The sequence below is a fragment of the Citrobacter sp. 50677481 genome, from assembly GCF_001463265.1.
Classification (GTDB): Bacteria; Pseudomonadota; Gammaproteobacteria; order Enterobacterales; family Enterobacteriaceae; genus Citrobacter_A; species Citrobacter_A sedlakii.
This window is the reverse complement of the sequence record NZ_LNHZ01000061.1, coordinates 490,360-516,317: the sequence shown is the minus strand read 5'-3', so window position 1 is coordinate 516,317 and position 25,958 is coordinate 490,360. Positions and strand designations below refer to the sequence as shown.

Sequence of the window (25,958 nt, the reverse complement as noted above, 5' to 3'; positions counted from 1 at the left end):
GGAAGGGAAGTTTATAATTCGTGCGATACAGAAATTGAAAACCGGCTCGTAGCGGTGAGCCGGTAAGTTCAGGGGCTAGTATAGCGTAAGCGACTGTAAAGTCGCCAGAGGGTTAATTTTCAGCAATAACGGCAGGGTTTTTCGCGCCAGGCTTCGCATCCCAGACTTCGTCATATTCATAGCCGGTCAGGGCTTTAATGACCTGGCGGGTCTCTTCGTCACAGTCGGCGCAGTTGCCGCCCAGCTTGCGCCGCGCCACCTCTTTAATCAGGATCTTGTGCGTCTTCTGGGTCAACTTAAACCTGAATGTGGTATAGAAGCTGACGGCCAGCAACGCCGCGGTGGCGAAGATCATCAGACCGATAATGGCGTGCAGGGCGCTGATGGGTTGCGCACCGCCGCCTTTGACAAAGCCGCTCTCTTCCAGTACCACGCCTATCAGCATAATCGCCAGTGCGACGGTGCTTTTACGGGTTAATACCATCACCCCGGCAAAAATCCCTTCCCGACGCTGGCGGGTGACAATCTCATCGACATCCGGAATAAAGCTATAGATGTTCCACGGAATGTAATACAACCCCGCTTTTGCCAGACCGAACAGCACAAAAAGGGCGGAAAAGAGCAGGGCGGGGATCGGTACGTCGACGACGTAAATCGCCAGCAGGCTGGCGAGAACGATAAAAATACAGCCGTAAGAAAGCCGTAGCGCGCTGGATGGCGTCATATTTAGCTTGTTCATCAGCATCATAAAGCCAAACGTACCCGGAATAGAAACAAACGCCGCGATACTGAGTAATCCAGACACCGTCGCCGCATCCTGCTTTAAGCCGTAAACCACGTAATAGGTAAATACCGAGCCAAACACATCCATGGCGGTAAACGAGCAAATATAAATAAGAATATGTTGACGGAAAATACGTATTTTAAAGGATGAAAAGAGATCAATAACCAGATACTTAAGATGGTTGAATAACCCACTGCTGCGCTGCGTTTCCGGCGTGAATTCATATTCTTCGCGTACGTCTTTCGCTTCCCACGTTGTCGCCCAGGTGGTAAACACCGCGACAAAATAAATGATCGCAAAAACAATCCCGGTTAGCGTATAGGTAAAAGAATTATCTTTACCGGTGAACTGCATGATAATACCCGGCACCGACACCGCTAAAAATCCGCCCAGCGACGAGCACATCATACGGACGCCAGCCAGACGCGTACGTTCGCTAAAGCGGTTAGTCATCTCTGCGGCCAGCGTCTCCCATGGCACCAGCACCATCGCTGACAGCAGCTCAATAGACAGATAGGTGCCCAGATAATACCAGTAGCTCATGTCGGTGACCCACACCAGCGCGTAGAGAAACATGAGCGGGGCGCTGATTAACAAAAAGAAACGTCGTCGGCCAAATTTCCGGCCAAGCCAGGTATTACCGAAATTATCGGTAATATAGCCCATCACCGGACTTAAAATGGCGTCAATAATTCGGGCGATTGCAAATATCGAGCCCGCTTCCAGCACAGATAATCCACAATAGGTGGTATAAAAAAATAAAAGCCAGGTGCCAATAACCGCGAATGCACCGCCTCCAAATAAATCGGTTACGCCATAGCCTATCGCTACGCCGTAACCCACTCTCCGTTCAGTAGGTTTCGCCATATCATTATTCCTGTAGGGGACTTTTTATTGCCGGAGGGCGGCGTCGCCAGCTCCGGCCTGGGTTTAACGCATTGCGGGTTTATTTCTCCAGGGTTATCCAGTGCCGTAATTGCGACGAACGATAAATGGCATCGACGATCTGCAAGGATTTCGCGGCTTCATCAATGCCGCATACATTTGCGGCGGCGGGATCGCACACCGCATTGTAGAACTGGCGAATCGCTTCCCGGTGGCCGACGCCCCAGTAGCTTTTGCCGCTGCCGTCCGGGGCGGAATCACTCGCCAGCTTGTGCCGCGCGCCGTCACGCAGTAACCACAGCTCACTGCCCTCAAGCTGCAGCAAGCCATGTTCACCGTGAATTTCCATTTGCAGGGGTGAGTTGGTGGTGTAACAGTTGCTGGCGTAGAACAGCCCGCGCGCGCCGTTAGCAAAGGCGAAGGTAGCCATCGCGCTATCCTCGCCGTCAATAATGTCAGCCAGCCAACTGCTGTCGACCACGCCTTTCACGCGGGTGACGCCCTTGCCAAACCATTGCATCAAATCAAGGGTGTGAATCGCCTGGTTGATCAGCAGACAGCCGCCTTCGGTGGCATGTTTCCCACGCCAGGGACTGTCGGTGTAATAACCGCCGCCGCGCGACCAGGTCAGCACAGCTTTAATGGCGAGCATTTTGCCGATTGTCCCGTCCTGCAGTTGCTGCTGAATAGCGATGCTGGTGGGGTTAAGCCGGTTCTGATAACAAATGCCCAGCGTTCCTTTGGCGTGCAGAAGGGCGGCGTCGATTTCCGCCACGTCCAGCGCGTTTATCACCGCAGGCTTTTCGCAAAAGACCTGTTTCCCCGCCGCCAGCGCGGCGAGGATCATCGGCTTATGCAGATAATGCGGCGTACAAATATGCACCACGTCGATGGCGTCATCCCACAGCATTTCACGATAGTCATGGTAGAGCTGGCAGTCATATTCTGCGGCCAGTTGTCGCCCCCGGTTGATATTGCATTCCGCAATGGCCCGTAGCGTCACGGCGGGCAACTGACGCAGTGCCTCTACGTGGGTGGTGTGGATGGCTCCACAGCCAATGATGGCGGCGTTCAGTGTTTTCATGGGCGCTCCGTCATCCACGCGCATTTGCCTGCATCTGTGCTTTAACGCACAACTCGGCGGCCTTAAAGGCGTGCGCCTGGGTCATGGCGTTTTCGCTGCGATGCAGACAGTCGAGGATCAGTTCGCCAAAGTAGGGGAAGCCGACTTTCCCCGCGACGGGATAGCGGAACTCGCCCTCTTTGTTGACCAGATAGACCACATCCTGCTCGCCGCGAGTGATATCGACATATTTACGGATTTCGATATAGCCCTCAGTACCGAGCAGGGTTAAGCGTCCGTCGCCCCAGGAAGAGAGGCCGTCCGGGGTGAACCAGTCGCAGCGAAAGTAGCCTGTGGCGCCGTTATCGCCCGCCAGCATCGCGTCGCCGAAATCTTCAAACAACGGATACTGTGGGTGATTCACGTTACGCGCCTGACTGGCGACAACCTGAGCGTTACTGTTGCCGGTGTAAAACAGAAACTGCTCGATCTGATGGCTGCCAATATCGCAGAGAATGCCGCCGAAATAGCGACGGTCGTAGAACCAGTCCGGACGCCCGCTGCCCTCGCGATGCGGGCCGGTACCGAGCGTTTGCACCACCCGGCCTATCGCCCCTTTTTTCACTAACTCGCCAGCGAAGACCGCGCTTTCGACGTGCAGGCGTTCGCTGTAGTACACCGCATATTTTCGTCCGGTTTTGGCTACCATCGCTTTGGCGTCTTCCAGTTGCCCGAGCGTAGTCAGCGGCGCTTTATCCGTGAAGTAATCTTTTCCGGCCGCCATCACCTTCAGCCCCAGCGGACAGCGCTCTGAGGGCACCGCCGCGCCAGCGATCAGCTGTATGTCCGGGTCATTGAGCAGCGTGTCCAGCGAGTCAGCCACCTGCGCCTGAGGGTACTGCTTCACGAACGCCGCCACCTTCTGCGGGTCGGGGTCATATACCCATTTCAGCGTCGCGCCAGCCTCAATCAACCCGTTGCACATGCCATAGATATGGCCGTGATCGAGCGCGGCGGCGGCAATCATAAACTCGCCAGGCTGGACCACCGGCTGCGGTTTGCCGGTGGGGGCATAGTTCATTCCATCGTTTAAGCTCATGCTTCTACTCCTGAATCTAAGTCTTTACCCAGAGGGATTGCGCCCACTTCGGCAAAATTGCTCACGGAAGCGGATTTCTCATAAAAATGCGGGGCTTTCTCCAGCAGGCCGCCGGTGCGATAAAACGCATCGGCGCGGGCAACCGGCAGCGTGACCACGGAACGAGTGATGGCCGATTTGTAAATCGCGGCGATCAGTTCCAGTGAGCGTTTCCCCTGCTCACCGTCCACCAGCGGCGCGGTTTGTTGTTCAATGGCGGTTAACACGTTTTCGATTTGCCCGGTATGCAGGGTCCATGTGAGGGCGGGTGTGGCGTGAAACAGCGCGGTCAGGCGCGCTTCCAGCGCAAGATTGTTTTCCGGCTGCGGAAAGCCGTTGTCGGCGGACTGACTGGCGAACACTTTCCACGGCGCGGAGATCCGCGCCTTTTCGCCCTGGATGACAATCTTCTGATCTTCGCCGTGATGAACGACCGAGGCGGTCAACTGCGTCAGCGCGCCGCCGGGGTATCTGAAAATCGCCGCGCTGAGGTCTTCGACTTCGGCGTTATCGTGGGCGACGTTGGTCATCATCGCCACCACCTCGCTGGGAAAGCCGAGCAGCCACTGGATGGCGTCGATGTGGTGCACCGCGTGATTCAGCGTGCAGCCGCCGCCCTCTTTTACCCAGGTGCCGCGCCACCAGAGGTCGTAATAGCTGTGCCCGCGCCACCAGAAGGAGTCCACCTGCGCGTGGCAAATATTGCCTGCCAGGCCGGAGTCCACCGCCGCCTTTAAGCGCCAGAACGCGTCAGTAAAGCGGTTTTGCGCAATCACCGACAGGGTTTTCCCGCTGGCCCGTTGGGCGGCGATCATCGCGTCGCACTCCTCCAGCGACGCCGCCATTGGTTTTTCGCACAGCACATGCTTTCCGTTATTCAGCGCATCAATGGCGATTTCCGCGTGGACGTAAGGCGGCGTACAGACGTCCACCAGATCGACATGCAGATCCGCCGCCAGCAGCGCGGCGTGGCTGGCGAACACCTGCGCTTCAGCCAGCCCGTAGCGGGTTTTCTTCTCTTCGGCTTTCTCCGGATAGATATCCACCAGCGCGACAATCCGGCAGCGTTCAGGAAAGGCCAGATAGCCCTGAATATGGTTATGGGAAATATTCCCCGTTCCAACAATCGCAACGTTCAGCATCCTTCCTCCTCGTCGTTACCAGGTGCCGGAAGCGTCCAGCGTGCGGCTGGCGACATGTTTTTCTACCGATGACGCAATGCGTTCTTGCAACAACTGGTAGTAGCGCTGCTCGTCAAAGGGAAACGCGACCCAGTCGTCGATCCAGGTGGACAGGTGCATGGCGTTAGAAAGCGTGAGACCGCGAATCCCCTCCAGACCGGGGGCGATCAGCGGCTCGCCGTGCAGGATAGCGGCGGTGAAATTACGGGTAATCACATCATGCTCGCTGCATTCCGCCGCGGTGGGAATCGTCACTTCCCAGCACTCCGGCTCGCCGAAGCCGTTTTGCCAGCGGGCATTGAACTCGGTTTCTGATTCGCGCAAACGCCAGAAGCGCAGGCGGCCTTCTTCCACCACCACTTTGCCGCGATCGCCTGCGATCTCCAGCCGGTTGGTCCCCGGCGCTTCTGCGGTGGTGGTAATAAACACCCCCGTTGCGCCGTTGGCGTATTCCGCATACGCGGTGACCTCGTTTTCGACCTCAATCTGGCGATGCTTACCAAACTGGCAAAAGGCGCGCATCCGCACCGGCATTCCCACCAGCCACTGCCAGAGATCGAGCTGATGAGGATCCTGGTTGAGCAGCACGCCGCCGCCTTCGCCTTTCCAGGTGGCGCGCCAGCCGCCGGAGTTGTAATAGCTCTGCGAGCGATACCAGTTGGTGATGATCCAGTTGGAGCGGCGCAGTTCGCCCAGTTCGCCGCTGTCGATGAGATCTTTCACTTTCTGGTACAGCGGATTGGGACGCTGGTTATACATCATGCTAAACACCACGTCGCATTCGCGAGCGCAGGCGTTCATTTCCTCAACCTGCGCGGTGTAGACGCCAGCGGGCTTTTCGCAGAGGGTGTGTATGCCCCGGCGCATTGCCATTATCGATAGCGCCGGATGATCGTAATGCGGCGTGGCGACAATCACCGCGTCGATCAGACCGCTTTCCAGCATCTCGCGCGCGTCGCTGAACAGAGCGACCGACTCGCCCGTCAGACGGCGGATGGCGGCATGTTTGTCGGGATTGTTATCGCAAACGGCGGTCAGGCAGGCTTCTTCAACCTTACCTGCCAGCAGATAACGGGCGTGGACGGTGCCGATATTGCCGACGCCAATAATGCCAAAGCGTACTTTTTTCATGTCAGGCCTTACTCAGTGCGATGGGGGATAAGCGGAACATAGAAAACGGCTGAAACGTCGACAACGGGATTTTGTGAGAGGGCTTGCAGGATGCAAAAGAAGTTAGCCCGCGAAGCAAAAAGGCGTTTTAGAATCAATGGGGTACATCTGCAAAAATTTGCAAAGATACATTGCGAGCGGGGTCACAGAATGTCAGGCAAGCTAAAAATGGACGAAATTGCGGCCTTGACCGGCTTCTCGGTCAGTACCGTTTCCCGGGTACTCAGCGGAAAGTCTTACACCAGCAACAAGGCGCGTGAAGCGATAGTGAGCTGCGCGCGCCAGTTGGGCGTGCTCGACTCCCTCGCCAGCGGTCGCCTGCTGATTAACGGCATCGTGGTTTTTGCCCCCCAGCGAACGTTCACCGCCCAGGGCGACGCTTTTTACCTGGAGGTAACGCGGGGCATCGCTGACGCGGTTGCGCCGCACGATGTGTATCTCACCTGGTGTGGGCTGGACGAGCAACGCGCCGATATCAAAATCTTTCTGGAAAAAGCCAACAATAAGAATATCAACGCCATCATTCTGATCGGCATTGACGATCCAACCATCCACAAACTGGCGCAGTCGCTGGATAAACCCTGCGTGCTGGTGAATTCGCAGGATCGGGAGGGGCTACTCGACGCGGTATCACCAGATCACCGGGCGATTGGCAACCTTGCGGCGCAGTATCTGTTCGATCAGGGGCACCGCCGCATACTTCACATCACCAGCCTGCGGCGCGAAACCATGTACTGGCGGCTGGAAGGCATTAAAGAGGTCTATCGCCAGTATCAGATCCCGTTTGATTCACAGCGGGATCTGTTGGTCACCGAAGGGTTTACCGCCGGGGAGGCGGAACAGGCGATAGACGACTGGCTGCGCATTACGCCGCGCGAGGCGTGGCCGGAAGTGATTTTTTGCGCGGGTGCGCCGATGTCGGTGGGCATCCAGCGCGTGCTGGAAAAAGCGGGCGTTCGCATGCCGGAGGGGATCTCGCTCATGACCACCGGCGTGGAGGGACTGGACGCGGAGGTTATTGCAACGGTGAGTTGCATCACCATCCCCTGTCGGGCGCTGGGGGTGGAAGCCGTGCATTTATTGCAAAACCGGCTCAACCGGCCATCCGCGCCGGTATTCAATTTATGCCTGAAAGGCAAGGTGTTGGATAAGGGCACGGTGGTTAGCGCCACGCGCCACGCCGCCCGCGTGGCCGTGTCACGATAGATTACCCTTGTGGCGGCAGACAAATGCCAATCCCGCCGATGCCGCAGTATCCGTACGGATTTTTGTGCAGATACTGCTGGTGATCGTCCTCGGCGTAGTAAAACGGCGTGGCGTTGCTGATTTCCGTTGTGATGTGGCGATCGTCGCCGGAGGCGGTCATCGCCGACTGAAAACGCGCAAGGCTGGCGCGCGCGGCGGCATCCTGCTCCGGCGTCAGCGGATAAATGGCCGAACGGTACTGGGTGCCGTGGTCGTTGCCCTGACGCATACCTTGCGCCGGATCGTGGTTTTCCCAGAACACCTGTAGCAGCTGCTCGTAGCTGATAACGTTCGGGTCATACACCACGCGTACCGCTTCGGCGTGGCCGGTCTCGCCGGAACACACTTCCCGGTAGGTCGGGTTAGGCGTATAGCCGCCGGTATACCCCGCCGCGGTGCTGTAAACGCCAGGGAGCTGCCAGAACAGGCGCTCAACGCCCCAGAAACAGCCCATGGCGAAAAGGGCGACTTCCATCCCCTCGGGCACGTTCGTCATTGAATGTTCATTGACGGCGTGAAGCGTCGCCACCGGCATCGGGGTATTGCGTCCAGGTAGCGCCTCTGACGGTGAAATCAGATGCTTTTTGTCGAATAAACTCATGGTGCCGTTCTCCCGATAATCAGTAATTGGGGTTAAGGTTGTAACAAGACGCGTATTTGCACACAATATCCATTACGAATACGTCTATCTTAAACATAAGAAATATTTGGGTTGTCGTCTGTTTTTCAATCCCAGTTGTTGGGTTTTTGTTAAGCCGTGGATCGGCATTATGGTTGTTTTCCAGGGGTGGAAATAAGGGATATTCAGGAGAAAAAGTGCCACATATCCGTCAGTTATGCTGGGTGAGCCTGCTGTGCTTAAGCAGTTCCGCCTGGGCCGCGAACGTCCGATTACAGGTCGAGGGGCTATCAGGAGAACTGGAGAAAAACGTCCGTGCGCAGCTCTCCACGATTCAAAGCGACGAAGTGACGCCGGACCGGCGTTTTCGCGCGCGCGTAGATGATGCTATCCGTGAGGGGCTAAAGGCGCTCGGTTACTACGAGCCGACGATCGACTTTGACCTGCGTCCGCCGCCGGCAAAGGGGCGTCAGGTGCTGATCGCCAGGGTCACGCCGGGTGAACCGGTGCGCATTGGCGGGACCGAAGTCATTTTACGCGGCGGCGCGCGTACCGACAGAGATTATCTGGATCTGCTGAAAACGCGTCCGGCAGTCGGGACGGTGCTGAATCACGGGGATTACGACAGTTTTAAAAAGTCCCTCACCAGCGTGGCGCTACGTAAAGGGTATTTCGACAGCGAATTTAATAAGAGCCAGTTGGGCGTCGCGCTTGACCGCCATCAGGCTTTCTGGGATATCGACTACAACAGCGGCGAGCGCTACCGCTTTGGTCATGTCACTTTCGAAGGTTCGCAGATCCGTGATGAGTATCTGCAAAATCTGGTGCCGTTTAAAGAGGGGGACCAGTATGAATCAAAAGATCTCGGCGAGTTAAACCGTCGTCTCTCGGCGACCGGATGGTTCAACTCGGTGGTCGTCGCGCCGGAATTCGACAAAGCGCGCCAGACCAAAGTGCTGCCGCTAAAGGGCGTGGTTTCGCCGCGCACCGAAAACACCATCGAAACCGGGGTGGGCTATTCCACTGACGTCGGCCCGCGGGTAAAGGCGACGTGGAAAAAACCGTGGATGAACTCGTACGGGCACAGCCTGACCACCAGCGCCAGCATCTCCGCCCCCGAACAGGTGCTGGATTTCAGCTACAAAATCCCGCTCTTAAAGAATCCGCTGGAGCAGTATTACCTGGTGCAGGGCGGCTTTAAGCGTACCGATCTCAACGATACCGAACAGGACTCCACCACGCTTGCGCTTTCGCGCTACTGGGATCTTTCCAGCGGCTGGCAGCGGGCGATAAACCTGCGCTGGAGTCTCGACCACTTTACCCAGGGCGAAGTGACCAATACCACCATGCTGCTGTATCCGGGGGTGATGATAAGCCGTACCCGCTCGCGCGGCGGCCTGATGCCGACGTGGGGCGACTCGCAGCGCTATTCGATTGACTACTCCAACACCGCCTGGGGATCAGATGTCGATTTCTCGGTGATCCAGGCGCAAAACGTCTGGATCCGCACCTTGTACGATCGCCACCGTTTCGTGATGCGCGGCAATCTCGGCTGGATTGAGACCGGCGACTTTGACAAAGTGCCGCCGGATCTCCGCTTCTTCGCCGGGGGCGATCGCAGTATTCGCGGCTACAAATATAAATCAATCTCGCCGAAAGACAGCAATGGCGACCTGAAAGGGGCGTCAAAGCTGGCAACCGGCTCGCTGGAATATCAGTATAACGTCAGCGGAAAATGGTGGGGCGCGATGTTTGTCGACAGCGGCGAAGCGGTCAGCGATATCCGCAGAAGCGACTTCAAAACCGGCGCCGGGGTTGGCGTGCGCTGGCAGTCGCCGGTCGGGCCGATCAAGCTCGATATCGCCGCGCCGATCGGCGACAAAGACGAGCATGGTTTACAGTTTTACATCGGTCTGGGGCCTGAATTATGAGTTTATGGAAGAAGATAAGCCTCGGCGTACTGATTTTTATCCTGCTGCTGCTGGCAACCGTCGGGTTTCTGGTGGGCACCACCACCGGTCTGCATCTGGTGTTCAACGCGGCGAACCGCTGGGTGCCGGGGCTGGAAATCGGCCAGGTGACCGGCGGCTGGCGTGACCTGTCATTGAAAAATATCCGTTACGACCAGCCGGGCGTGGCGGTGAATGCCGGCGAAGTGCATCTGGCCTTAGGGCTGGACTGCCTGTGGAACAGCAGTCTGTGCGTCAACGATTTGTCGCTCAAGGACATCAACGTCGTCATTGACAGCAAAAAGATGCCGCCCTCGGAACAGGTAGAGGCAGAGGAAGACAGCGGCCCGCTGAATCTCTCCACGCCCTATCCCATCACCCTTTCTCGCGTCGCGCTGGAAAACGTCAATATTAAAATTGACGACACCACCGTTTCGGTAATGGATTTCACCTCAGGCCTGAACTGGCAGGAAAAAAATCTGACCCTGAAGCCCACCTCATTACAGGGGCTGTTGATCGCGCTGCCTAAAGTGGCGGACGTGGCGCAAGAAGAGGTCGTGGAACCGAAGATCCAGAATCCGCAGCCGGACGAAAAACCGCTCGGCGAAACGCTCAAGGATCTGTTCTCCAGGCCGGTGCTGCCGGAAATGACCGACGTTCACCTGCCGCTGAATCTTAATATTGAAGCGTTTAAAGGCGAGCAGTTGCGTCTTACGGGCGATACCGATCTGACGGTCTTTAACCTGTTGCTGAAGGTCAGTAGCATTGACGGCAATATGAAGCTGGACGCGCTGGATATCGATTCCAGTCAGGGGACGATAAATGCGACCGGTACGGCACAGTTAAGCCATAACTGGCCAGTGGATATGACCCTCAACAGCACGCTGAACGTGGAGCCGCTGAAGGGCGAGAAGATCACGCTAAAGGTGGGCGGCGCGCTGCGCGAACAGCTGGAAGTCGGCGTGAATCTCTCCGGTCCGGTGGATGTGGATCTGCGGGCGCAGACGCGGCTGGCGGAGGCCGGGCTGCCGCTCAATCTGGACGTGGTCAGTAAGCAGGTTTACTGGCCGTTTACCGGCGATAAGCAGTTCCAGGCCGATGATATCCGGCTCAAACTCACCGGCAAAATGACCGACTACACGCTGTCGATGCGCACGGCGGTGAAAGGGCAGGATATTCCCCCGGCGACCATCACCCTGGATGCGAAAGGCAACGAACAGCAGATTAACCTCGACAAGCTGACTGTCGCCGCGCTGGAAGGGAAAACCGAGCTGAAAGCGCTGGTGGACTGGCAGCAGGCGATCAGCTGGCGCGGTGAACTGACGCTGGACGGCATTAACACCGCCAAAGAGGTGCCGGACTGGCCCTCGAGGCTCAATGGTCTGGTCAAAACCCGCGGCAGCCTGTATGGCGGCACGTGGCAGATGGAGGTGCCGGAGCTGAAGCTGACAGGCAACGTTAAGCAGAACAAGGTTAACGTTAACGGCTCGCTGAAGGGCAACAGTTACATGCAGTGGATCATTCCAGGACTGCATCTGGAACTGGGGGCGAACAGCGCGGATGTGAAAGGCGAGCTGGGCGTCAAAGAGCTGAATCTGGACGCCACCATTGACGCGCCGGGGCTGGATAACGCACTGCCGGGGTTAGGCGGTACGGCGAAAGGCCTGTTAAAGGTGCGCGGCACGGTCGATGCGCCGCAACTGCTGGCGGATATCACCGCCCGCGGCCTACGCTGGCAGGAACTCTCCGTGGCCCAGGTGCGGGTAGAAGGAGATATCAAATCCACCGACCAGATTGCCGGACAGCTTGATGTCAGGGTAGAACGAATCTCGCAGCCGGATGTGAATATCAATCTTGTCACGCTGAACGCGAAAGGCAGCGAGAAGCAGCACCAGTTGCAGCTGCGGGTTCAGGGCGAGCCGGTTTCCGGACAGCTCGATCTGGCCGGTAGCTTTGACCGAAAAGAGATGCGCTGGAAAGGTACCCTCAGCAATACCCGCTTCCAGACGCCGGTGGGGCCGTGGTCGCTGACCCGCGCCATCGCACTGGATTACCGCAACCAGGAGCAGAAAATCAGCATTGGGCCACATTGCTGGACGAACCCGAACGCTGAACTGTGTGTGCCGCAAACCATTGACGCCGGGGCGGAAGGCCGGGCGGTGGTGAATCTCAACCGCTTCGATCTGGCGATGCTGAAGCCGTTTATGCCAGAGACCACTCAGGCCAGCGGCGTTTTTACCGGGAAGGCTGACGTGGCGTGGGACACCACCAAAGAGGGGCTGCCGCAGGGCAACGTGACGCTTTCCGGACGTAACGTGAAGGTGACGCAGACGGTTAACGACGGGCCGCTGCCGCTGGCGTTTGACACGCTGAACGTCAGCGCCGATCTGCATAACAATCGCGCGGAACTGGGCTGGCTGATTCGCCTGACCAATAACGGACAGCTTGACGGTCAGGTGCAGGTGACCGATCCGCAGGGGCGACGTAATCTTGGCGGCAATGTGAACATCCGCAACCTCAATCTGGCGATGGTGAACCCGATCTTTGCCCGCGGTGAAAAAGCGGCGGGGATGCTGAACGCGAACCTGCGTCTCGGCGGCGATGTCCAGGGGCCGCAGATGTTTGGTCAGCTCCAGCTAAGCGGTCTGGATATCGACGGCAACTTTATGCCGTTTGACATGCAGCCAAGTCAGCTGGCGATGAATTTTAACGGTACGCGCTCGACCCTGACCGGGGAAGTACGTACTCAGCAGGGGCAGATAAACCTCAGCGGTGACGCAGACTGGAGCCAGATCGACAACTGGCGCGCGCGGGTTGCGGCGAAAGGCAGCCGGGTGCGCATTACCGTACCGCCAATGGTACGGCTGGACGTCTCGCCGGACGTGGTGTTTGAAGCGACGCCGAGCTTATTCACCCTCGACGGTCGTGTCGACGTGCCGTGGGCGCGCATTGTGGTGCATGAGCTGCCGGAAAGCGCAGTGGGCGTCTCCAGCGACGAAGTCATGCTCAACGATCAGTTACAGCCTGAAGAACCGCAGACCGCCGGGATCCCGATCAACAGCAACCTGATCGTCCACGTCGGCAACAACGTGCGGATGGACGCGTTTGGCCTGAAAGCCCGTCTGACGGGCGATTTGAAAGTGGCGCAGGATAAACAGGGGCTGGGGCTTAACGGACAGATTAATATTCCGGAAGGCCGCTTCCACGCCTACGGGCAGGATCTGATAGTGCGTAAGGGCGAACTGCTCTTCTCTGGCCCGCCGGATCAGCCTTTACTCAATATCGAAGCGATTCGTAACCCGGAAGCGACCGAAGATGATGTAATCGCTGGCGTTCGCGTCACCGGATCGGCGGACGAACCGAAGGCGGAGATCTTCTCTGATCCGGCCATGTCACAGCAAATGGCGCTCTCTTATCTGCTGCGCGGACAGGGACTGGATAGCGATCAAAGCGACAGCGCAGCGATGACCTCCATGCTCATTGGCCTGGGGGTTGCACAAAGTGGTCAGGTTGTGGGTAAAATCGGGGAGACATTTGGCGTAAGCAATTTGGCGCTGGACACCCAGGGGGTAGGGGACTCATCCCAGGTGGTGGTCAGCGGATATGTATTGCCTGGTCTACAGGTGAAATACGGTGTGGGCATATTTGACTCTTTAGCCACGCTCACGCTACGTTATCGCCTGATGCCTAAGCTATATCTGGAAGCCGTGTCTGGCGTAGATCAGGCACTGGATTTGCTCTATCAGTTTGAGTTTTAGCAATGCGAATATTTGTCTACGGCAGTTTACGAACCAAACAAGGCAACAGCCACTGGATGACCAACGCCCAGTTGCTGGGCGAATACAGTATTGATAACTACCAGTTGTACAGCCTGGGCCACTATCCAGGCGCAGTTCCCGGGAACGGAACAGTACAGGGTGAAGTTTATCGTATTGATAACGCCACGCTGGCCGAACTGGATGCCCTGCGCACCCGGGGCGGCGAATACGCACGCCAGTTGATCCAGACGCCGTACGGAAGTGCATGGATGTATGTGTACCAACGTCCGGTGACGGGATTAACGCTGATCGAAAGCGGTAACTGGTTAGACAGAGACCAGTACTGAATTGAGCACGCCACCTTCGGGTGGCGTTGTTTTTTGCGAGGCGCTACGCATCATTATTTGTCATCTCATCACGCCATTTCTTTTCTCTCCGTTCCGCTTCACTGTGCAGAGGGATCAATCCAGGGAGGATACTGAACAACCATTTACGGACGCGGGCTCTCTGCGCCAGACAGCTCCTTCGCACAGGCATGGCTGGGGATGAGGTGGTCGACGTTGCGTTATTAAGACGCAGGCTATCGTGAAAGAGGGGAAGTTAGGCCGGTTAAGGCGCTTCATCAGGCATAAAAAAACCCTGATCCGCCGATGCCCGACGTTCAGGGTTTTTATCGCGTAACGAACTTATTTCTTCGCGGCGCGCTCGAAGGAAGCAACGATTTCCGCTTTAGCGGCTTCGGCGTTGTCCCAGCCGTCAACTTTCACCCATTTGCCTTTTTCGAGGTCTTTGTAGTGCTCGAAGAAGTGAGTGATCTGCGCTTTCAGCAGTTCCGGCAGGTCGTTCACGTCTTTAATGTGATCGTACTCTTTGCTCAGCTTGGTGTGCGGCACGGCAACCAGTTTCGCATCTTCACCGGATTCGTCGGTCATTTTCAGCACGCCAACCGGACGGCAGCGGATCACAGAGCCCGGCTGCAGCGGGTACGGCGTTGGGACCAGTACGTCAACCGGGTCACCGTCCAGAGACAGGGTGTGGTTGATGTAGCCGTAGTTGCACGGATAGAACATCGCGGTGGACATGAAGCGGTCAACGAACAGCGCGCCGCTCTCTTTGTCGACTTCGTATTTGATCGGATCTGCGTTAGCCGGGATCTCAATCACTACATAGATATCTTCCGGCAGCTCTTTACCCGCAGGTACGTTGAGTAAGCTCATGTCTGTTTCCTTTAACTGTGTCGTAAACAAGTGGCAAGTATTATAGCTATCTCGCGCCGAATGTCTTCGCCTGATTTTGTTTTTACCTCCCTCCCGCATGGCCTTTTTAGCGCGCTCGCATGACAGGAAAATCCATATCTTCAGCCGCTTTTTTCATAGGTAAATGAAAGCGATTACAAACTTGTGATTAACGTTCTATTTACTTTTTTGAAGTGTGATGTAACGCAATTCGTTACATATTCGATTGTCTATAGTTTTTTCGCGACTGTTTCTTAACCAACAAAAACTCACCCTACGAGGACACAGTTATGTGGAAGCGCTTACTTTTAGTCACAGCAGTTTCGGCAGCCATGTCGTCTATGGCGATGGCCGCCCCCTTAACCGTAGGATTTTCGCAGGTCGGCTCAGAGTCCGGCTGGCGCGCCGCCGAGACCAACGTGGCGAAAAGCGAGGCCGAAAAGCGGGGGATTACGCTGAAGATCGCCGACGGCCAGCAGAAGCAGGAAAACCAGATTAAAGCAGTGCGCTCGTTCGTGGCGCAAGGGGTTGACGCTATCTTCATTGCGCCGGTGGTTGCGACAGGGTGGGAACCGGTGCTGAAGGAAGCGAAGGACGCGGAAATTCCGGTCTTTCTGCTCGACCGCTCCATTGATGTCAAAGACAAATCTCTCTATATGACGACGGTGACCGCCGACAACGTCCTTGAAGGCAAACTGATAGGCGACTGGCTGATCAAAGAGGTGAACGGTAAGCCGTGTAACGTGGTTGAGTTGCAGGGAACAGTCGGCGCCAGCGTGGCTATCGACCGTAAAAAAGGCTTTGCAGAAGCCATCGCCAATGCGCCAAACATCAAAATTATCCGTTCCCAGTCTGGCGACTTTACCCGCAGTAAAGGTAAAGAGGTGATGGAAAGCTTTATCAAAGCGGAAAACAACGGCAAGAACATCTGCATGGTTTACGCCCACAACGATGATATGGCGATTGGCGCCATTCAGGCGATAAAAGAGGCGGGACTGAAGCCAGGGAAAGACATTCTCACCGGTTCCATCGACGGCGTGCCCGACATCTTCAAAGCGATGATTGACGGTGATGCCAACGCCAGCGTTGAACTGACGCCAAACATGGCGGGTCCGGCTTTCGACGCGCTCGAGAAGTTCAAGAAAGACGGCACGATGCCGGAAAAAGTGACCATCACCAAATCGACGCTTTATCTGCCGGACACCGCGAAAGAAGAGTTAGAGAAGAAGAAAAATATGGGCTACTGATTGTTTGACAAGGCCGGGTGGCGCGACGCTGACCCGGCCTACGGTAAAGCGGGTTCAGAATGTACCGGAGGAACCATGACCACTGCTCAACACCAGGCGATCCTCCGTACCGAGGGCTTGAGTAAATTCTTCCCGGGCGTCAAAGCGCTGGATAACGTCGACTTCACGCTACGGCGCGGCGAAATCATGGCGCTGCTGGGGGAAAACGGCGCGGGGAAATCGACGCTGATCAAAGCGCTGACCGGGGTATATCACGCCGATCGCGGTACGATATTTCTGGAAGGCCGTGCGATCTCACCCCGGAATACCGCCCATGCACAGCAATTGGGCATTGGTACGGTGTATCAGGAAGTTAACCTGCTGCCAAACATGTCGGTGGCGGATAATCTGTTTATTGGCCGTGAGCCCCGGCGTTTTGGCCTGTTGCGGCGCAAGGAGATGGAAACACGCGCCTCGGCGCTAATGGCGTCTTACGGCTTCTCGCTCGACGTGCGCGAGCCGCTAAACCGCTTTTCAGTGGCAATGCAGCAGATCGTCGCCATTTGCCGGGCTATCGATCTCTCTGCAAAAGTGCTGATCCTCGACGAGCCGACCGCCAGCCTTGACACCCAGGAAGTGGAGATGTTGTTTGGTCTGATGCGCCGCTTGCGCGACAACGGCGTCAGCCTGATCTTCGTGACCCATTTCCTCGATCAGGTCTACGACGTGAGCGACAGGATCACCGTCTTACGTAACGGTAGCGTTGTTGGCTGTCGTGAAACGCGCGAGCTGCCGCAAATCGAACTGGTGAAAATGATGCTGGGACGCGAGCTGGAAACCAACGCGCTCCAGCGCGCGGGGCGCACCTTGCTGAGCGACAAACCGATCGCTGCGTTCAAAGGGTATGGCAGGAAAGGGACGATCGCCCCGTTCGATCTGGAAGTGCGCCCCGGTGAGATCGTCGGTCTGGCGGGGCTGTTAGGCTCCGGGCGGACGGAAACCGCGGAAGTGATCTTTGGCATCAAGCCGGCAGACAGCGGCAGCGCGCAGATCAAAGGCAAACCGCACGCTCTGCGATCGCCGCATCAGGCATCCTGCCTGGGGATCGGGTTTTGTCCGGAGGATCGGAAAACCGACGGTATCATTGCCGCCGCATCGGTACGGGAAAATATCATTCTGGCGCTCCAGGCTCAGCGCGGCTGGCTGAGGCCGATCCCGCGCAAGGAGCAAAACGACATTGCGGCGCGTTTTATTCGCCAGCTTGGTATACGCACGCCCAGCGCGGAACAGCCGATTGAGTTTCTTTCCGGCGGCAATCAGCAGAAGGTGCTGCTGTCGCGCTGGTTGCTGACCAAACCGCAGTTCCTGATCCTCGACGAACCCACCCGCGGGATTGACGTCGGCGCGCATGCCGAGATCATCCGGCTGATCGAAACCCTTTGCGCCGACGGTCTGGCGCTGCTGGTGATTTCTTCGGAGCTGGAGGAACTGGTCGGTTATGCGGATCGGGTCATCATTATGCGCGACCGAAAACAGGTGGCGGAGATCCCCCTGGCTGAACTCTCTGTTCCGGCGATCATGAACGCCATCGCGGCGTAAGGAGACTTTTGTGATGCCTCAATCTCTCCCGCAAAGCACCTCGCCAAAGCGACGCTTTCGCTGGCCGACCGGGACGCCGCAGCTGATAGCGCTCCTGCTGGTGCTGCTGGTGGACAGTCTGGTTGCGCCGCATTTTTACCAGATTGTCCTGCAGGATGGCCGTCTGTTCGGTAGCCCTGTCGATATTCTCAATCGCGCCGCGCCTGTGGCGCTGCTGGCGATCGGTATGACGCTGGTGATCGCTACCGGCGGCATCGATCTCTCTGTCGGCGCGGTGATGGCCATTGCGGGGGCCACCACCGCGGCCATGACCGTCGCCGGACACAGCCTGCCGGTGGTGTTGCTCGCCGCGCTTGGCTCGGGGATCCTCGCCGGATTATGGAATGGTGTCCTGGTGGCGATCCTGAAAATCCAGCCGTTTGTCGCCACCCTGATCCTGATGGTGGCCGGGCGCGGCGTCGCGCAGTTGATCACCTCCGGACAGATCGTCACCTTTAGCTCGCCTGCGCTCTCCTGGTTTGGCAGCGGATCCCTGCTGCTGTTTCCGACGCCGGTGATCGTGGCGTTGATCACTCTGCTGCTGTTCTGGTTGCTGACCCGTAAAACCGCACTCGGTATGTTTATTGAAGCGGTAGGCATTAACATTCGCGCGGCCAAAAACGCCGGCGTGAATACACGGATCATCGTCATGCTCACCTATGTGCTCAGCGGGCTGTGCGCGGCGATTGCCGGGATCATCGTTGCGGCGGATATACGCGGCGCCGACGCCAACAACGCCGGGCTATGGCTGGAGCTGGACGCCATTCTGGCGGTGGTTATCGGCGGCGGCTCGCTGATGGGTGGACGCTTCAACCTGTTTTTGTCGGTGGTGGGGGCGCTGATCATTCAGGGCATGAACACCGGCATTTTACTGTCCGGATTCCCGCCGGAAATGAATCAGGTCGTCAAAGCCGTCGTGGTGCTGTGCGTGCTGATTGTCCAGTCGCAGCGCTTTATCAGTTTGCTAAAAGGAGTGCGTGGTCGTGATAAAACGTAACCTACCGCTGATGATCACCCTCGGGGTTTTTGTGCTGGGCTATTTGTACTGCCTGACCCAGTTTCCCGGCTTCGCCTCCACGCGGGTGATCTGCAATATTCTCACTGACAACGCCTTTCTCGGCATCATCGCCGTAGGGATGACCTTTGTGATCCTCTCCGGCGGTATCGATCTTTCTGTCGGTTCGGTGATCGCCTTCACTGGCGTATTTCTGGCGAAAGCCATTGGTTATTGGGGCGTGTCGCCGTTGCTGGCGTTTCCACTGGTGCTGGCGATGGGCTGCGCCTTCGGCGCGTTTATGGGATTACTGATTGACGCGCTGAAGATCCCGGCGTTTATCATCACCCTTGCCGGGATGTTCTTTCTGCGCGGAGTCAGCTATCTGGTGTCTGAAGAGTCGATTCCGATTGACCATCCTGTTTACGATACCCTTTCCAGCCTGGCGTGGAAGATCCCCGGCGGCGGGCGTTTGAGCGCAATGGGTCTGCTGATGTTGGCGGTGGTGGTGACAGGCATTTTTCTGGCTCACCGCACGCGGTTTGGGAATCAGGTGTACGCCATTGGCGGCAACGCGACCTCGGCAAACCTGATGGGCATTTCAACGCGCAGCACCACCATTCGCATCTATATGCTGTCCACCGGGTTGGCGACGCTCGCCGGAATCGTTTTTTCTGTCTATACCCAGGCCGGTTACGCGCTGGCGGGCGTTGGCGTGGAGCTGGACGCGATCGCTTCGGTGGTCATTGGCGGCACGCTGCTGAGCGGCGGCGTCGGCACCGTGCTCGGTACGCTGTTCGGCGTGGCTATTCAGGGGCTGATTCAGACCTATATTAATTTCGACGGCACGCTCAGTTCGTGGTGGACGAAAATCGCCATCGGGATCCTGTTATTTATCTTCATCGCGTTACAGCGCGGCCTGACGGTGCTGTGGGAGAACCGGCAAAACGCGCCGGTACGCAGAATATCCCCCTCGGTCTTACCAAAGTGAAACGCGGGCATCGCGTAATCACCTAAACTTTTTCCGGTTGTTGTCGATAGTTTCTGTACAGACTTCAACCGGAAAATAACGATGCCAAAATCCCTCTCCCTACGACTTTCCCTGCTGGTTTTATTGTCGCTGATTACCCTGCTGTTGCTGCTAACGGGCAGTATGGGGATGTACGCCTCCACCCGCATCATCACTTCCTGGTTCTACTATGGGATCATGACCGGCGCGACGCTGACTGCCATTGCGCTGCTGATGGTGGTCTGGCTGCTGCTGCGTAACCAGCTCCTGAAGCCACTTGATAACGCGGTTGAGCAACTGGAGCGTCTGGCAACGGGGGATTTATCGTCTGTTGAAAGTCGTTATGCCAGCGCCGAGTTCAATCGTCTACAGTCGGCGCTTGCCGGGATGCGCGTGGCGCTGAGTGAATCCGTCAGGCGCGTCCGTGACGCCAGCGCGCAAATTGACACCGGCAGTCGTGAGCTGACCGCCGGCAATCTGCATCTCGCTTCGCGTACTGAATCGACGGCGACATCGCTGGAGCAAACTGCCGCCAGCATGGAAGAGCTTACCGCGACGGTGAAGCAGAATGCGGAAAACGCCGACCAGGCGCACCGGCTGGCAAAGTCTGTTTCTGACACCGCCGACCGCGGTAGCGAAATGGTCTGTTATGTCATTGAGAAAATGCGCGATATTTCCGGCAGTTCACACCGGATCGCCGATATTCTTGGCGTGATCGACGGCATTGCTTTCCAGACCAATATCCTGGCGCTGAACGCCTCCGTGGAAGCGGCGCGGGCCGGGGAGCAGGGGCGCGGTTTTGCCGTGGTGGCAGGCGAGGTGCGTAACCTGGCGAGCCGCAGCGCCGAGGCGGCGAAAGAGATCCGTATGCTTATCGGCGATTCTCAGGCGCAGGTGAACGAAGGCAGCGATCTGGCCATGCAGGCGGGCGAAACGATGGATGAGATCGCCAGCGAAGTGATGCGCATGACGACGCTAATGCGGGAAATCGCCAGCGCGTCACAGGAGCAGAGCCGCGGCATTGAGCAGGTTAATATCGCGGTTAGCCAGATGGATGAAACCGCGCAACAAAACGCGGCGTTGGTGCAGCAGTCCTCTGCGGCCACCCGCTCGCTGGAAGCGCAGTCTCATGCCTTAATCGACGCGATGGCGACCTTTAAACTGCAGACGGCGTAACGGCAAAACGCAGGTCGGATAGCGGTTTCGCCTTATCCGGCCTGCGCATGCCGTCTGTCATCTTTATGCGTCCGGGTACTCACGAATAAAGCGCTCAACGTCGTCAACCATATGATCGTTACCGACGAAGAACGAACGACGCTGGTGCAGGCTTTCCGGAATGATATCCAGAATACGCTCTTTCCCGTCGCTGGCTTTACCGCCCGCCTGCTCGGCGAGGAACGCCATCGGGTTGCACTCATACAGCAGGCGCAACTTCCCTTCCGGATGGCTGGCGGTGCTTGGGTAGAGGTAGATCCCGCCTTTCAGCAGGTTGCGGTGGAAGTCCGCCACCAGTGAGCCAATGTAGCGCGAAGTGTAAGGACGATTGGTCGGCTTATCTTCTTCCTGACAGAATTTGATGTACTTCTTAACACCATTCGGAAACTTGATGTAATTGCCTTCGTTGATGGAGTAGGTTTTGCCCTTCTGCGGGAAGCGCATGCGTTCCTGGCTCAGACAGAACACGCCCAGCGACGGATCGTAAGTAAAGGCATGTACGCCGCAGCCGGTGGTGTACACCAGCATGGTGGAAGAACCGTACACCACGTAGCCCGCGGCAACCTGCTTGTTGCCTGGCTGCAGGAAGTCTTCTTCCGTCACCGGCGTACCAACCGGGGTCACGCGACGATAAATAGAGAAAATGGTTCCGACAGAGACGTTAACATCGATGTTGGACGAGCCATCCAGAGGGTCCATCAGTACGACATACTTCGCGTGTTCACAGCCTTCAAAAACGACGATTTCGTCTTCTTCTTCAGAGGCGATGCCCGCGACGATATCGCGCGCCTTGAGTGCAGCTTTCAGTTTCTCGTTCGCGAACAGATCGAGTTTCTGCTGAACCTCGCCCTGCACGTTCTCAGCACCGCTGGCACCCAGGATATCGACCAGACCGGCCTTGTTGATATCGCGGTGGATGATCTTGGCGCCCAGCTTTATTGCCGACAGCAAAGCAGTGAGCTCACCGGTAGCATGAGAGAACTCGTGCTGCTTTTCGACAATAAATTCACCTAACGTTTTCATAACACTTTCCCTGCAATTGATATGGAGTAAAGCGACCGTAACAATCTTAACAAATATTTCAGGGGCTGCGCTCAGGTGAATCGCGCCAGCAAAGTACGGATTATCCTGAAATGCGTTTCTCACTTGCCTGACATATGCGTAAAATGGCCCGCAGATTAAAAAAGGATAGTGACGTATGCGCATTCATATTTTGGGAATTTGTGGCACCTTCATGGGCGGCCTGGCGATGCTGGCGCGCTCACTCGGTCATGAAGTAACAGGTTCGGACGCCAATGTGTATCCGCCGATGAGCACGTTACTTGAAAATCAAGGTATTGATCTGATTCAGGGTTATGACGCCAGTCAGCTCGACCCACAGCCTGATCTGGTGATCATTGGCAACGCCATGACGCGTGGGAACCCGTGCGTTGAAGCGGTGCTGGAAAAAAACATCCCGTACATGTCCGGCCCGCAGTGGCTGCATGATTTTGTCCTGCGTGACCGCTGGGTGCTGGCCGTGGCAGGCACCCACGGTAAAACCACCACTGCTGGCATGGCGACCTGGATCCTGGAAGCCTGTGGCTACAAGCCTGGCTTTGTGATCGGCGGCGTTCCGGGCAACTTCGAGGTTTCAGCGCGTCTGGGCGAAAGCGATTTCTTCGTGATTGAAGCCGACGAATACGACTGCGCCTTTTTCGACAAGCGCTCCAAGTTTGTTCATTACTGCCCGCGCACGCTAATCCTCAATAACCTCGAGTTCGATCACGCGGATATTTTTGACGATCTGAAAGCGATCCAGAAACAGTTCCACCACCTGGTGCGCATCGTACCGGGCCAGGGACGGATTATCTGGCCGGAACACGATATTAACCTCAAGCAGACGCTGGCGATGGGCTGCTGGAGCGAGCAGGAGCTGGTGGGCGAGCAGGGCCACTGGCAGGCGAAGAAGCTGAACGTCGATGCCTCTGAGTGGGAAGTGTGGCTGGATGGTGAAAAAGTGGGCGAAGTGAAGTGGTCGCTGGTGGGCGAGCACAACATGCACAACGGCCTGATGGCGATTGCCGCTGCGCGTCATGTCGGCGTTCAGCCTGCGGATGCCGCAACGGCGCTGGGGTCGTTTATTAACGCCCGCCGTCGTCTGGAACTGCGTGGCGAAGCGAACGGCGTGACCGTCTATGATGATTTTGCCCATCACCCGACCGCGATCCTGGCGACCCTTGCCGCGCTGCGCGGCAAAGTGGGCGGCACCGCGCGCATTATCGCCGTGCTGGAACCGCGTTCCAATACCATGAAAATGGGACTGTGTAAGGACGATCTGGCGCCGTCATTAGGCCGCGCCGATGAAGTGTATCTGCTACAGCCGCCGCATATTCCGTGGCAGGTGGCTGAAGTGGCGGAGGCCTGCGTACAGCCTGCGCACTGGAGCGGAGACGTTGACGCGCTGGCGGAGATGGTCGTGAAAACCGCGCAGCCGGGCGATCACATTCTGGTGATGAGCAACGGCGGGTTTGGCGGTATCCACCAGAAGTTGCTGGATGGGCTGGCGAAGAAAGCGGCAGCCGCAGAGTAAAACAGTACCCGGTGGCGCTGGCGCCTACCGGGCCTGGACAATGCGCAATCTCGGTAGCCGGACAAGGCGCACGCGCCGCTATCCGGCAGATTGCCATACGCTATTACGCGTCGTTTTCCGCCAGTTCGCGCAGATACTGGAAGATTTGGCGCGCGGATTTCGGCGGTTTATTTCCTTCTTTCTCTTTCTTCGCGTTACGGATCAGCGATCGTAATTGCTGACGGTCGGCATTGGGCCACAGGTTCAGGACTTCCGCGACCGCGTCATCCCCTTCGACGATCAAACGATCGCGCAGGTTTTCGAGCTTGTGGAACAGCACCACCTGCTGGTTGTGGCGGTTTTTCAGCTTGTCCAGCGCCTGACGAATTGGCTCCACGTCACGGCTTCGCAGCATTTTACCAATCAACTGCAACTGGCGGCGACGGCCTTCCATCTTGATACGCTGAGCCAGCTCAATGGCGGCCCGCAGATCCGCATCCAGCGGGATCTTATCCAGCGCGTTTTTCCCCAGATCCACAATTTCTGCGCCCAGGCGTTTTAACTCCTCGGCATCGCGTTTAATTTCACTTTTGCTGACCCAGATAATTTCATCGTCTTCGTCTTCGATGTCATCACCGGGAACGTCGTCGAGCCAGTCTTCGGGCTGCTTTGTCATCTCAGGCTCCTTAAAAAAAGAGGCTAATGTTACCAGTTAAGATGCGCACTGAAAAACGGTTCTCTGTTAGACTTCAGAGAAACTCTCTCTACAGTATGGCATTTGCGATGAAAGTAATCTCACAAGTTGAAGCGCAGCGTAAGATTCTGGAAGAAGCGGTCTCGACAGCGCTGTCGTTAGCGTCAGGCAAATCCGACGGCGCGGAAGTCGCCGTCAGCAAAACCACCGGCATTAGCGTGAGCACACGTTACGGTGAAGTGGAGAATGTTGAATTCAACAGCGATGGCGCGTTGGGGATTACCGTTTATCACCAGAACCGTAAAGGCAGCGCGTCATCCACCGACCTCAGTCCGCAGGCGATTGCCCGTACCGTACAGGCGGCGCTGGACATTGCGCGCTACACCTCGCCGGATCCGTGCGCAGGCGTGGCGGATAAAGAGCTGCTGGCCTTCGATGCGCCGGATCTCGATCTGTTCCATCCGGCGGACGTGTCCCCGGACGAAGCTATTGAGATGGCGGCGCGCGCCGAGCAGGCGTCCTTACAGGCGGACAAGCGCATCACCAACACCGAGGGCGGCAGCTTTAACAGCCACTATGGCATTAAAGTATTCGGAAACAGCCACGGTATGCTGCAGGGCTATTGCTCTACCCGTCATTCGCTGTCCAGTTGCGTGATCGCCGAAGAGAACGGCGATATGGAGCGTGACTACGCCTACACGATTGGCCGCGCGTTGGGCGACCTGCAAACGCCGGAGTGGGTTGGGGCCGAGTGCGCGCGTCGTACGCTTTCCCGCCTGGCGCCGCGTAAACTTTCGACCATGAAAGCGCCGGTGATTTTCGCTAATGAAGTGGCGACCGGACTGTTCGGCCATCTGGTTGGCGCGATTGCCGGCGGCTCGGTGTATCGTAAATCCACCTTCCTGTTGGATTCGCTGGGTAAACAAATTCTTCCCGACTGGCTGACAATTGAAGAACATCCGCACCTGCGTAAAGGGTTGGCGTCGTCACCGTTCGACAGCGAAGGCGTGCGCACGGAACGCCGTGACATCGTCAAAGACGGCATTCTGACCCAATGGCTGTTGACCAACTATTCCGCGCGCAAGCTGGGACTGAAAAGCACCGGCCATGCGGGCGGCATTCACAACTGGCGTATTGCCGGACAAGGGCTGAGCTTTGAGCAGATGCTGAAAGAGATGGGCACCGGGTTGGTGGTGACAGAACTGATGGGCCAGGGGGTAAGCGGCATCACCGGTGATTACTCGCGCGGCGCGGCCGGCTTCTGGGTGGAGAACGGCGAAATCCAGTATCCGGTAAGTGAAATCACCATCGCCGGGAATTTAAAAGAGATGTGGCGCAATATTGTGACTGTCGGTAACGATATCGAAACCCGCAGCAATATTCAGTGCGGCTCCGTCCTGCTGCCGGAAATGAAGATTGCCGGACAATAATCCGCCTCAGGCGGCAAACGCGCGACAGGCCGGATAAGACGCTTTGCGGCGTCATCCGGCATTGCTTCGCACCCATAAGTAAACGTAATACCCATCACACTTCTCAACTTATTCCATCAATAGCATTGTTCGTTTTCCTCCTTTCGTTTCCGCTTCATTTCTCGATACAAATCA

Annotated in this window: 20 protein-coding genes; 11 read left to right on the top strand and 9 right to left on the bottom strand. The window is 57.0% G+C overall.

Going from position 1 to position 25,958, the window contains the following annotated elements; translation table 11 throughout:
- Window positions 1-112: 112 nt before the first annotated feature.
- From APU02_RS18980 to APU02_RS18960, 5 genes are all read right to left on the bottom strand, one after another.
- Window positions 113-1,651, bottom strand: coding sequence for an MFS transporter (locus tag APU02_RS18980; protein ID WP_060570922.1), 1,539 nt, complete (start codon window positions 1,649-1,651; stop codon window positions 113-115).
- A gap of 79 nt (window positions 1,652-1,730) precedes the next feature.
- The gene (locus APU02_RS18975) at window positions 1,731-2,753 is read right to left on the bottom strand and encodes a Gfo/Idh/MocA family oxidoreductase (RefSeq protein WP_060570960.1); all 1,023 of its coding nucleotides are present in this window, start codon (window positions 2,751-2,753) and stop codon (window positions 1,731-1,733) included.
- Between the two features lie 10 nt (window positions 2,754-2,763).
- Window positions 2,764-3,831 carry a Gfo/Idh/MocA family oxidoreductase gene (locus APU02_RS18970; RefSeq protein ID WP_060570921.1) on the bottom strand — a complete coding sequence of 356 codons (1,068 nt, stop codon included), beginning with the start codon at window positions 3,829-3,831 and terminating at the stop codon, window positions 2,764-2,766.
- A complete protein-coding gene (locus tag APU02_RS18965) occupies window positions 3,828-5,012 on the bottom strand; it encodes a Gfo/Idh/MocA family oxidoreductase (RefSeq protein ID WP_060570920.1) in 1,185 nt (394 codons plus the stop codon). The genes APU02_RS18970 and APU02_RS18965 overlap by 4 nt, the downstream gene beginning before the upstream one ends.
- Before the next feature lie 15 nt (window positions 5,013-5,027).
- A complete protein-coding gene (locus tag APU02_RS18960; protein WP_060570919.1) occupies window positions 5,028-6,182 on the bottom strand; it encodes a Gfo/Idh/MocA family oxidoreductase in 1,155 nt (384 codons plus the stop codon).
- 189 nt (window positions 6,183-6,371) lie between these two features.
- Between APU02_RS18960 and APU02_RS18955 the strand changes: the two genes are divergently transcribed.
- Window positions 6,372-7,427, top strand: a complete 1,056-nt coding sequence (locus APU02_RS18955; RefSeq protein WP_060570918.1) for a LacI family DNA-binding transcriptional regulator — start codon at window positions 6,372-6,374, stop codon at window positions 7,425-7,427.
- 1 nt (window position 7,428) lies between these two features.
- Here the strand turns inward: APU02_RS18955 and msrA are convergent, their stop codons facing one another.
- Window positions 7,429-8,067 carry a peptide-methionine (S)-S-oxide reductase MsrA gene (gene msrA, locus APU02_RS18950; RefSeq protein ID WP_060570917.1) on the bottom strand — a complete coding sequence of 213 codons (639 nt, stop codon included), beginning with the start codon at window positions 8,065-8,067 and terminating at the stop codon, window positions 7,429-7,431.
- A 215-nt stretch (window positions 8,068-8,282) separates the two neighbouring features.
- On the opposite strand from msrA, the gene tamA reads away from it, so the two are divergent.
- Genes tamA through APU02_RS18935 form a run of 3 tightly spaced genes read left to right on the top strand, consistent with a single transcriptional unit; the run spans window position 8,283 to window position 14,139 of the window.
- Window positions 8,283-10,016, top strand: coding sequence for an autotransporter assembly complex protein TamA (gene tamA, locus APU02_RS18945; RefSeq protein ID WP_060570916.1), 1,734 nt, complete (start codon window positions 8,283-8,285; stop codon window positions 10,014-10,016).
- The gene (gene tamB / locus APU02_RS18940; RefSeq protein WP_060570915.1) at window positions 10,013-13,792 is read left to right on the top strand and encodes an autotransporter assembly complex protein TamB; all 3,780 of its coding nucleotides are present in this window, start codon (window positions 10,013-10,015) and stop codon (window positions 13,790-13,792) included. The genes tamA and tamB overlap by 4 nt, the downstream gene beginning before the upstream one ends.
- A 2-nt stretch (window positions 13,793-13,794) precedes the next feature.
- Window positions 13,795-14,139 (top strand): gamma-glutamylcyclotransferase, encoded by a 345-nt coding sequence (locus APU02_RS18935; protein ID WP_042289476.1) that lies wholly within the window; start codon window positions 13,795-13,797, stop codon window positions 14,137-14,139.
- Between the two features lie 339 nt (window positions 14,140-14,478).
- On the opposite strand, the gene ppa is transcribed toward APU02_RS18935, so the two are convergent.
- Complete coding sequence (ppa, locus tag APU02_RS18930) at window positions 14,479-15,009, bottom strand: inorganic diphosphatase (RefSeq protein WP_042289473.1); 531 nt, start codon at window positions 15,007-15,009, stop codon at window positions 14,479-14,481.
- 308 nt (window positions 15,010-15,317) lie between these two features.
- On the opposite strand from ppa, the gene ytfQ reads away from it, so the two are divergent.
- The 5 genes from ytfQ to APU02_RS18905 all read left to right on the top strand — a co-directional run bounded on the left by ytfQ (window position 15,318) and on the right by APU02_RS18905 (window position 21,070).
- Window positions 15,318-16,274 carry a galactofuranose ABC transporter substrate-binding protein YtfQ gene (gene ytfQ / locus APU02_RS18925; RefSeq protein WP_042289469.1) on the top strand — a complete coding sequence of 319 codons (957 nt, stop codon included), beginning with the start codon at window positions 15,318-15,320 and terminating at the stop codon, window positions 16,272-16,274.
- Between the two features lie 75 nt (window positions 16,275-16,349).
- Window positions 16,350-17,852, top strand: coding sequence for a galactofuranose ABC transporter, ATP-binding protein YtfR (ytfR, locus tag APU02_RS18920; protein ID WP_060570959.1), 1,503 nt, complete (start codon window positions 16,350-16,352; stop codon window positions 17,850-17,852).
- A 13-nt stretch (window positions 17,853-17,865) separates the two neighbouring features.
- Complete coding sequence (gene ytfT, locus APU02_RS18915) at window positions 17,866-18,888, top strand: galactofuranose ABC transporter, ATP-binding protein YtfT (protein ID WP_042289468.1); 1,023 nt, start codon at window positions 17,866-17,868, stop codon at window positions 18,886-18,888.
- The gene (yjfF, locus tag APU02_RS18910) at window positions 18,875-19,876 is read left to right on the top strand and encodes a galactofuranose ABC transporter, permease protein YjfF (RefSeq protein ID WP_042289465.1); all 1,002 of its coding nucleotides are present in this window, start codon (window positions 18,875-18,877) and stop codon (window positions 19,874-19,876) included. Before ytfT ends, yjfF begins: the two co-directional genes overlap by 14 nt.
- Before the next feature lie 81 nt (window positions 19,877-19,957).
- The gene (locus tag APU02_RS18905; RefSeq protein ID WP_072197150.1) at window positions 19,958-21,070 is read left to right on the top strand and encodes a methyl-accepting chemotaxis protein; all 1,113 of its coding nucleotides are present in this window, start codon (window positions 19,958-19,960) and stop codon (window positions 21,068-21,070) included.
- Between the two features lie 63 nt (window positions 21,071-21,133).
- On the opposite strand, the gene fbp is transcribed toward APU02_RS18905, so the two are convergent.
- Window positions 21,134-22,132 (bottom strand): class 1 fructose-bisphosphatase, encoded by a 999-nt coding sequence (gene fbp, locus APU02_RS18900; RefSeq protein WP_042289463.1) that lies wholly within the window; start codon window positions 22,130-22,132, stop codon window positions 21,134-21,136.
- Window positions 22,133-22,307: 175 nt separating this feature from the next.
- Between fbp and mpl the strand changes: the two genes are divergently transcribed.
- Complete coding sequence (mpl, locus tag APU02_RS18895; protein WP_060570914.1) at window positions 22,308-23,681, top strand: UDP-N-acetylmuramate:L-alanyl-gamma-D-glutamyl-meso-diaminopimelate ligase; 1,374 nt, start codon at window positions 22,308-22,310, stop codon at window positions 23,679-23,681.
- Window positions 23,682-23,784: 103 nt separating this feature from the next.
- Here the strand turns inward: mpl and yjgA are convergent, their stop codons facing one another.
- Entirely contained in the window at window positions 23,785-24,336 is a 552-nt protein-coding gene (yjgA, locus tag APU02_RS18890; protein ID WP_060570913.1) for a ribosome biogenesis factor YjgA, read from the bottom strand.
- A 95-nt stretch (window positions 24,337-24,431) separates the two neighbouring features.
- On the opposite strand from yjgA, the gene pmbA reads away from it, so the two are divergent.
- Entirely contained in the window at window positions 24,432-25,784 is a 1,353-nt protein-coding gene (pmbA, locus tag APU02_RS18885) for a metalloprotease PmbA (RefSeq protein ID WP_042289456.1), read from the top strand.
- Window positions 25,785-25,958 lie beyond the last annotated feature (174 nt).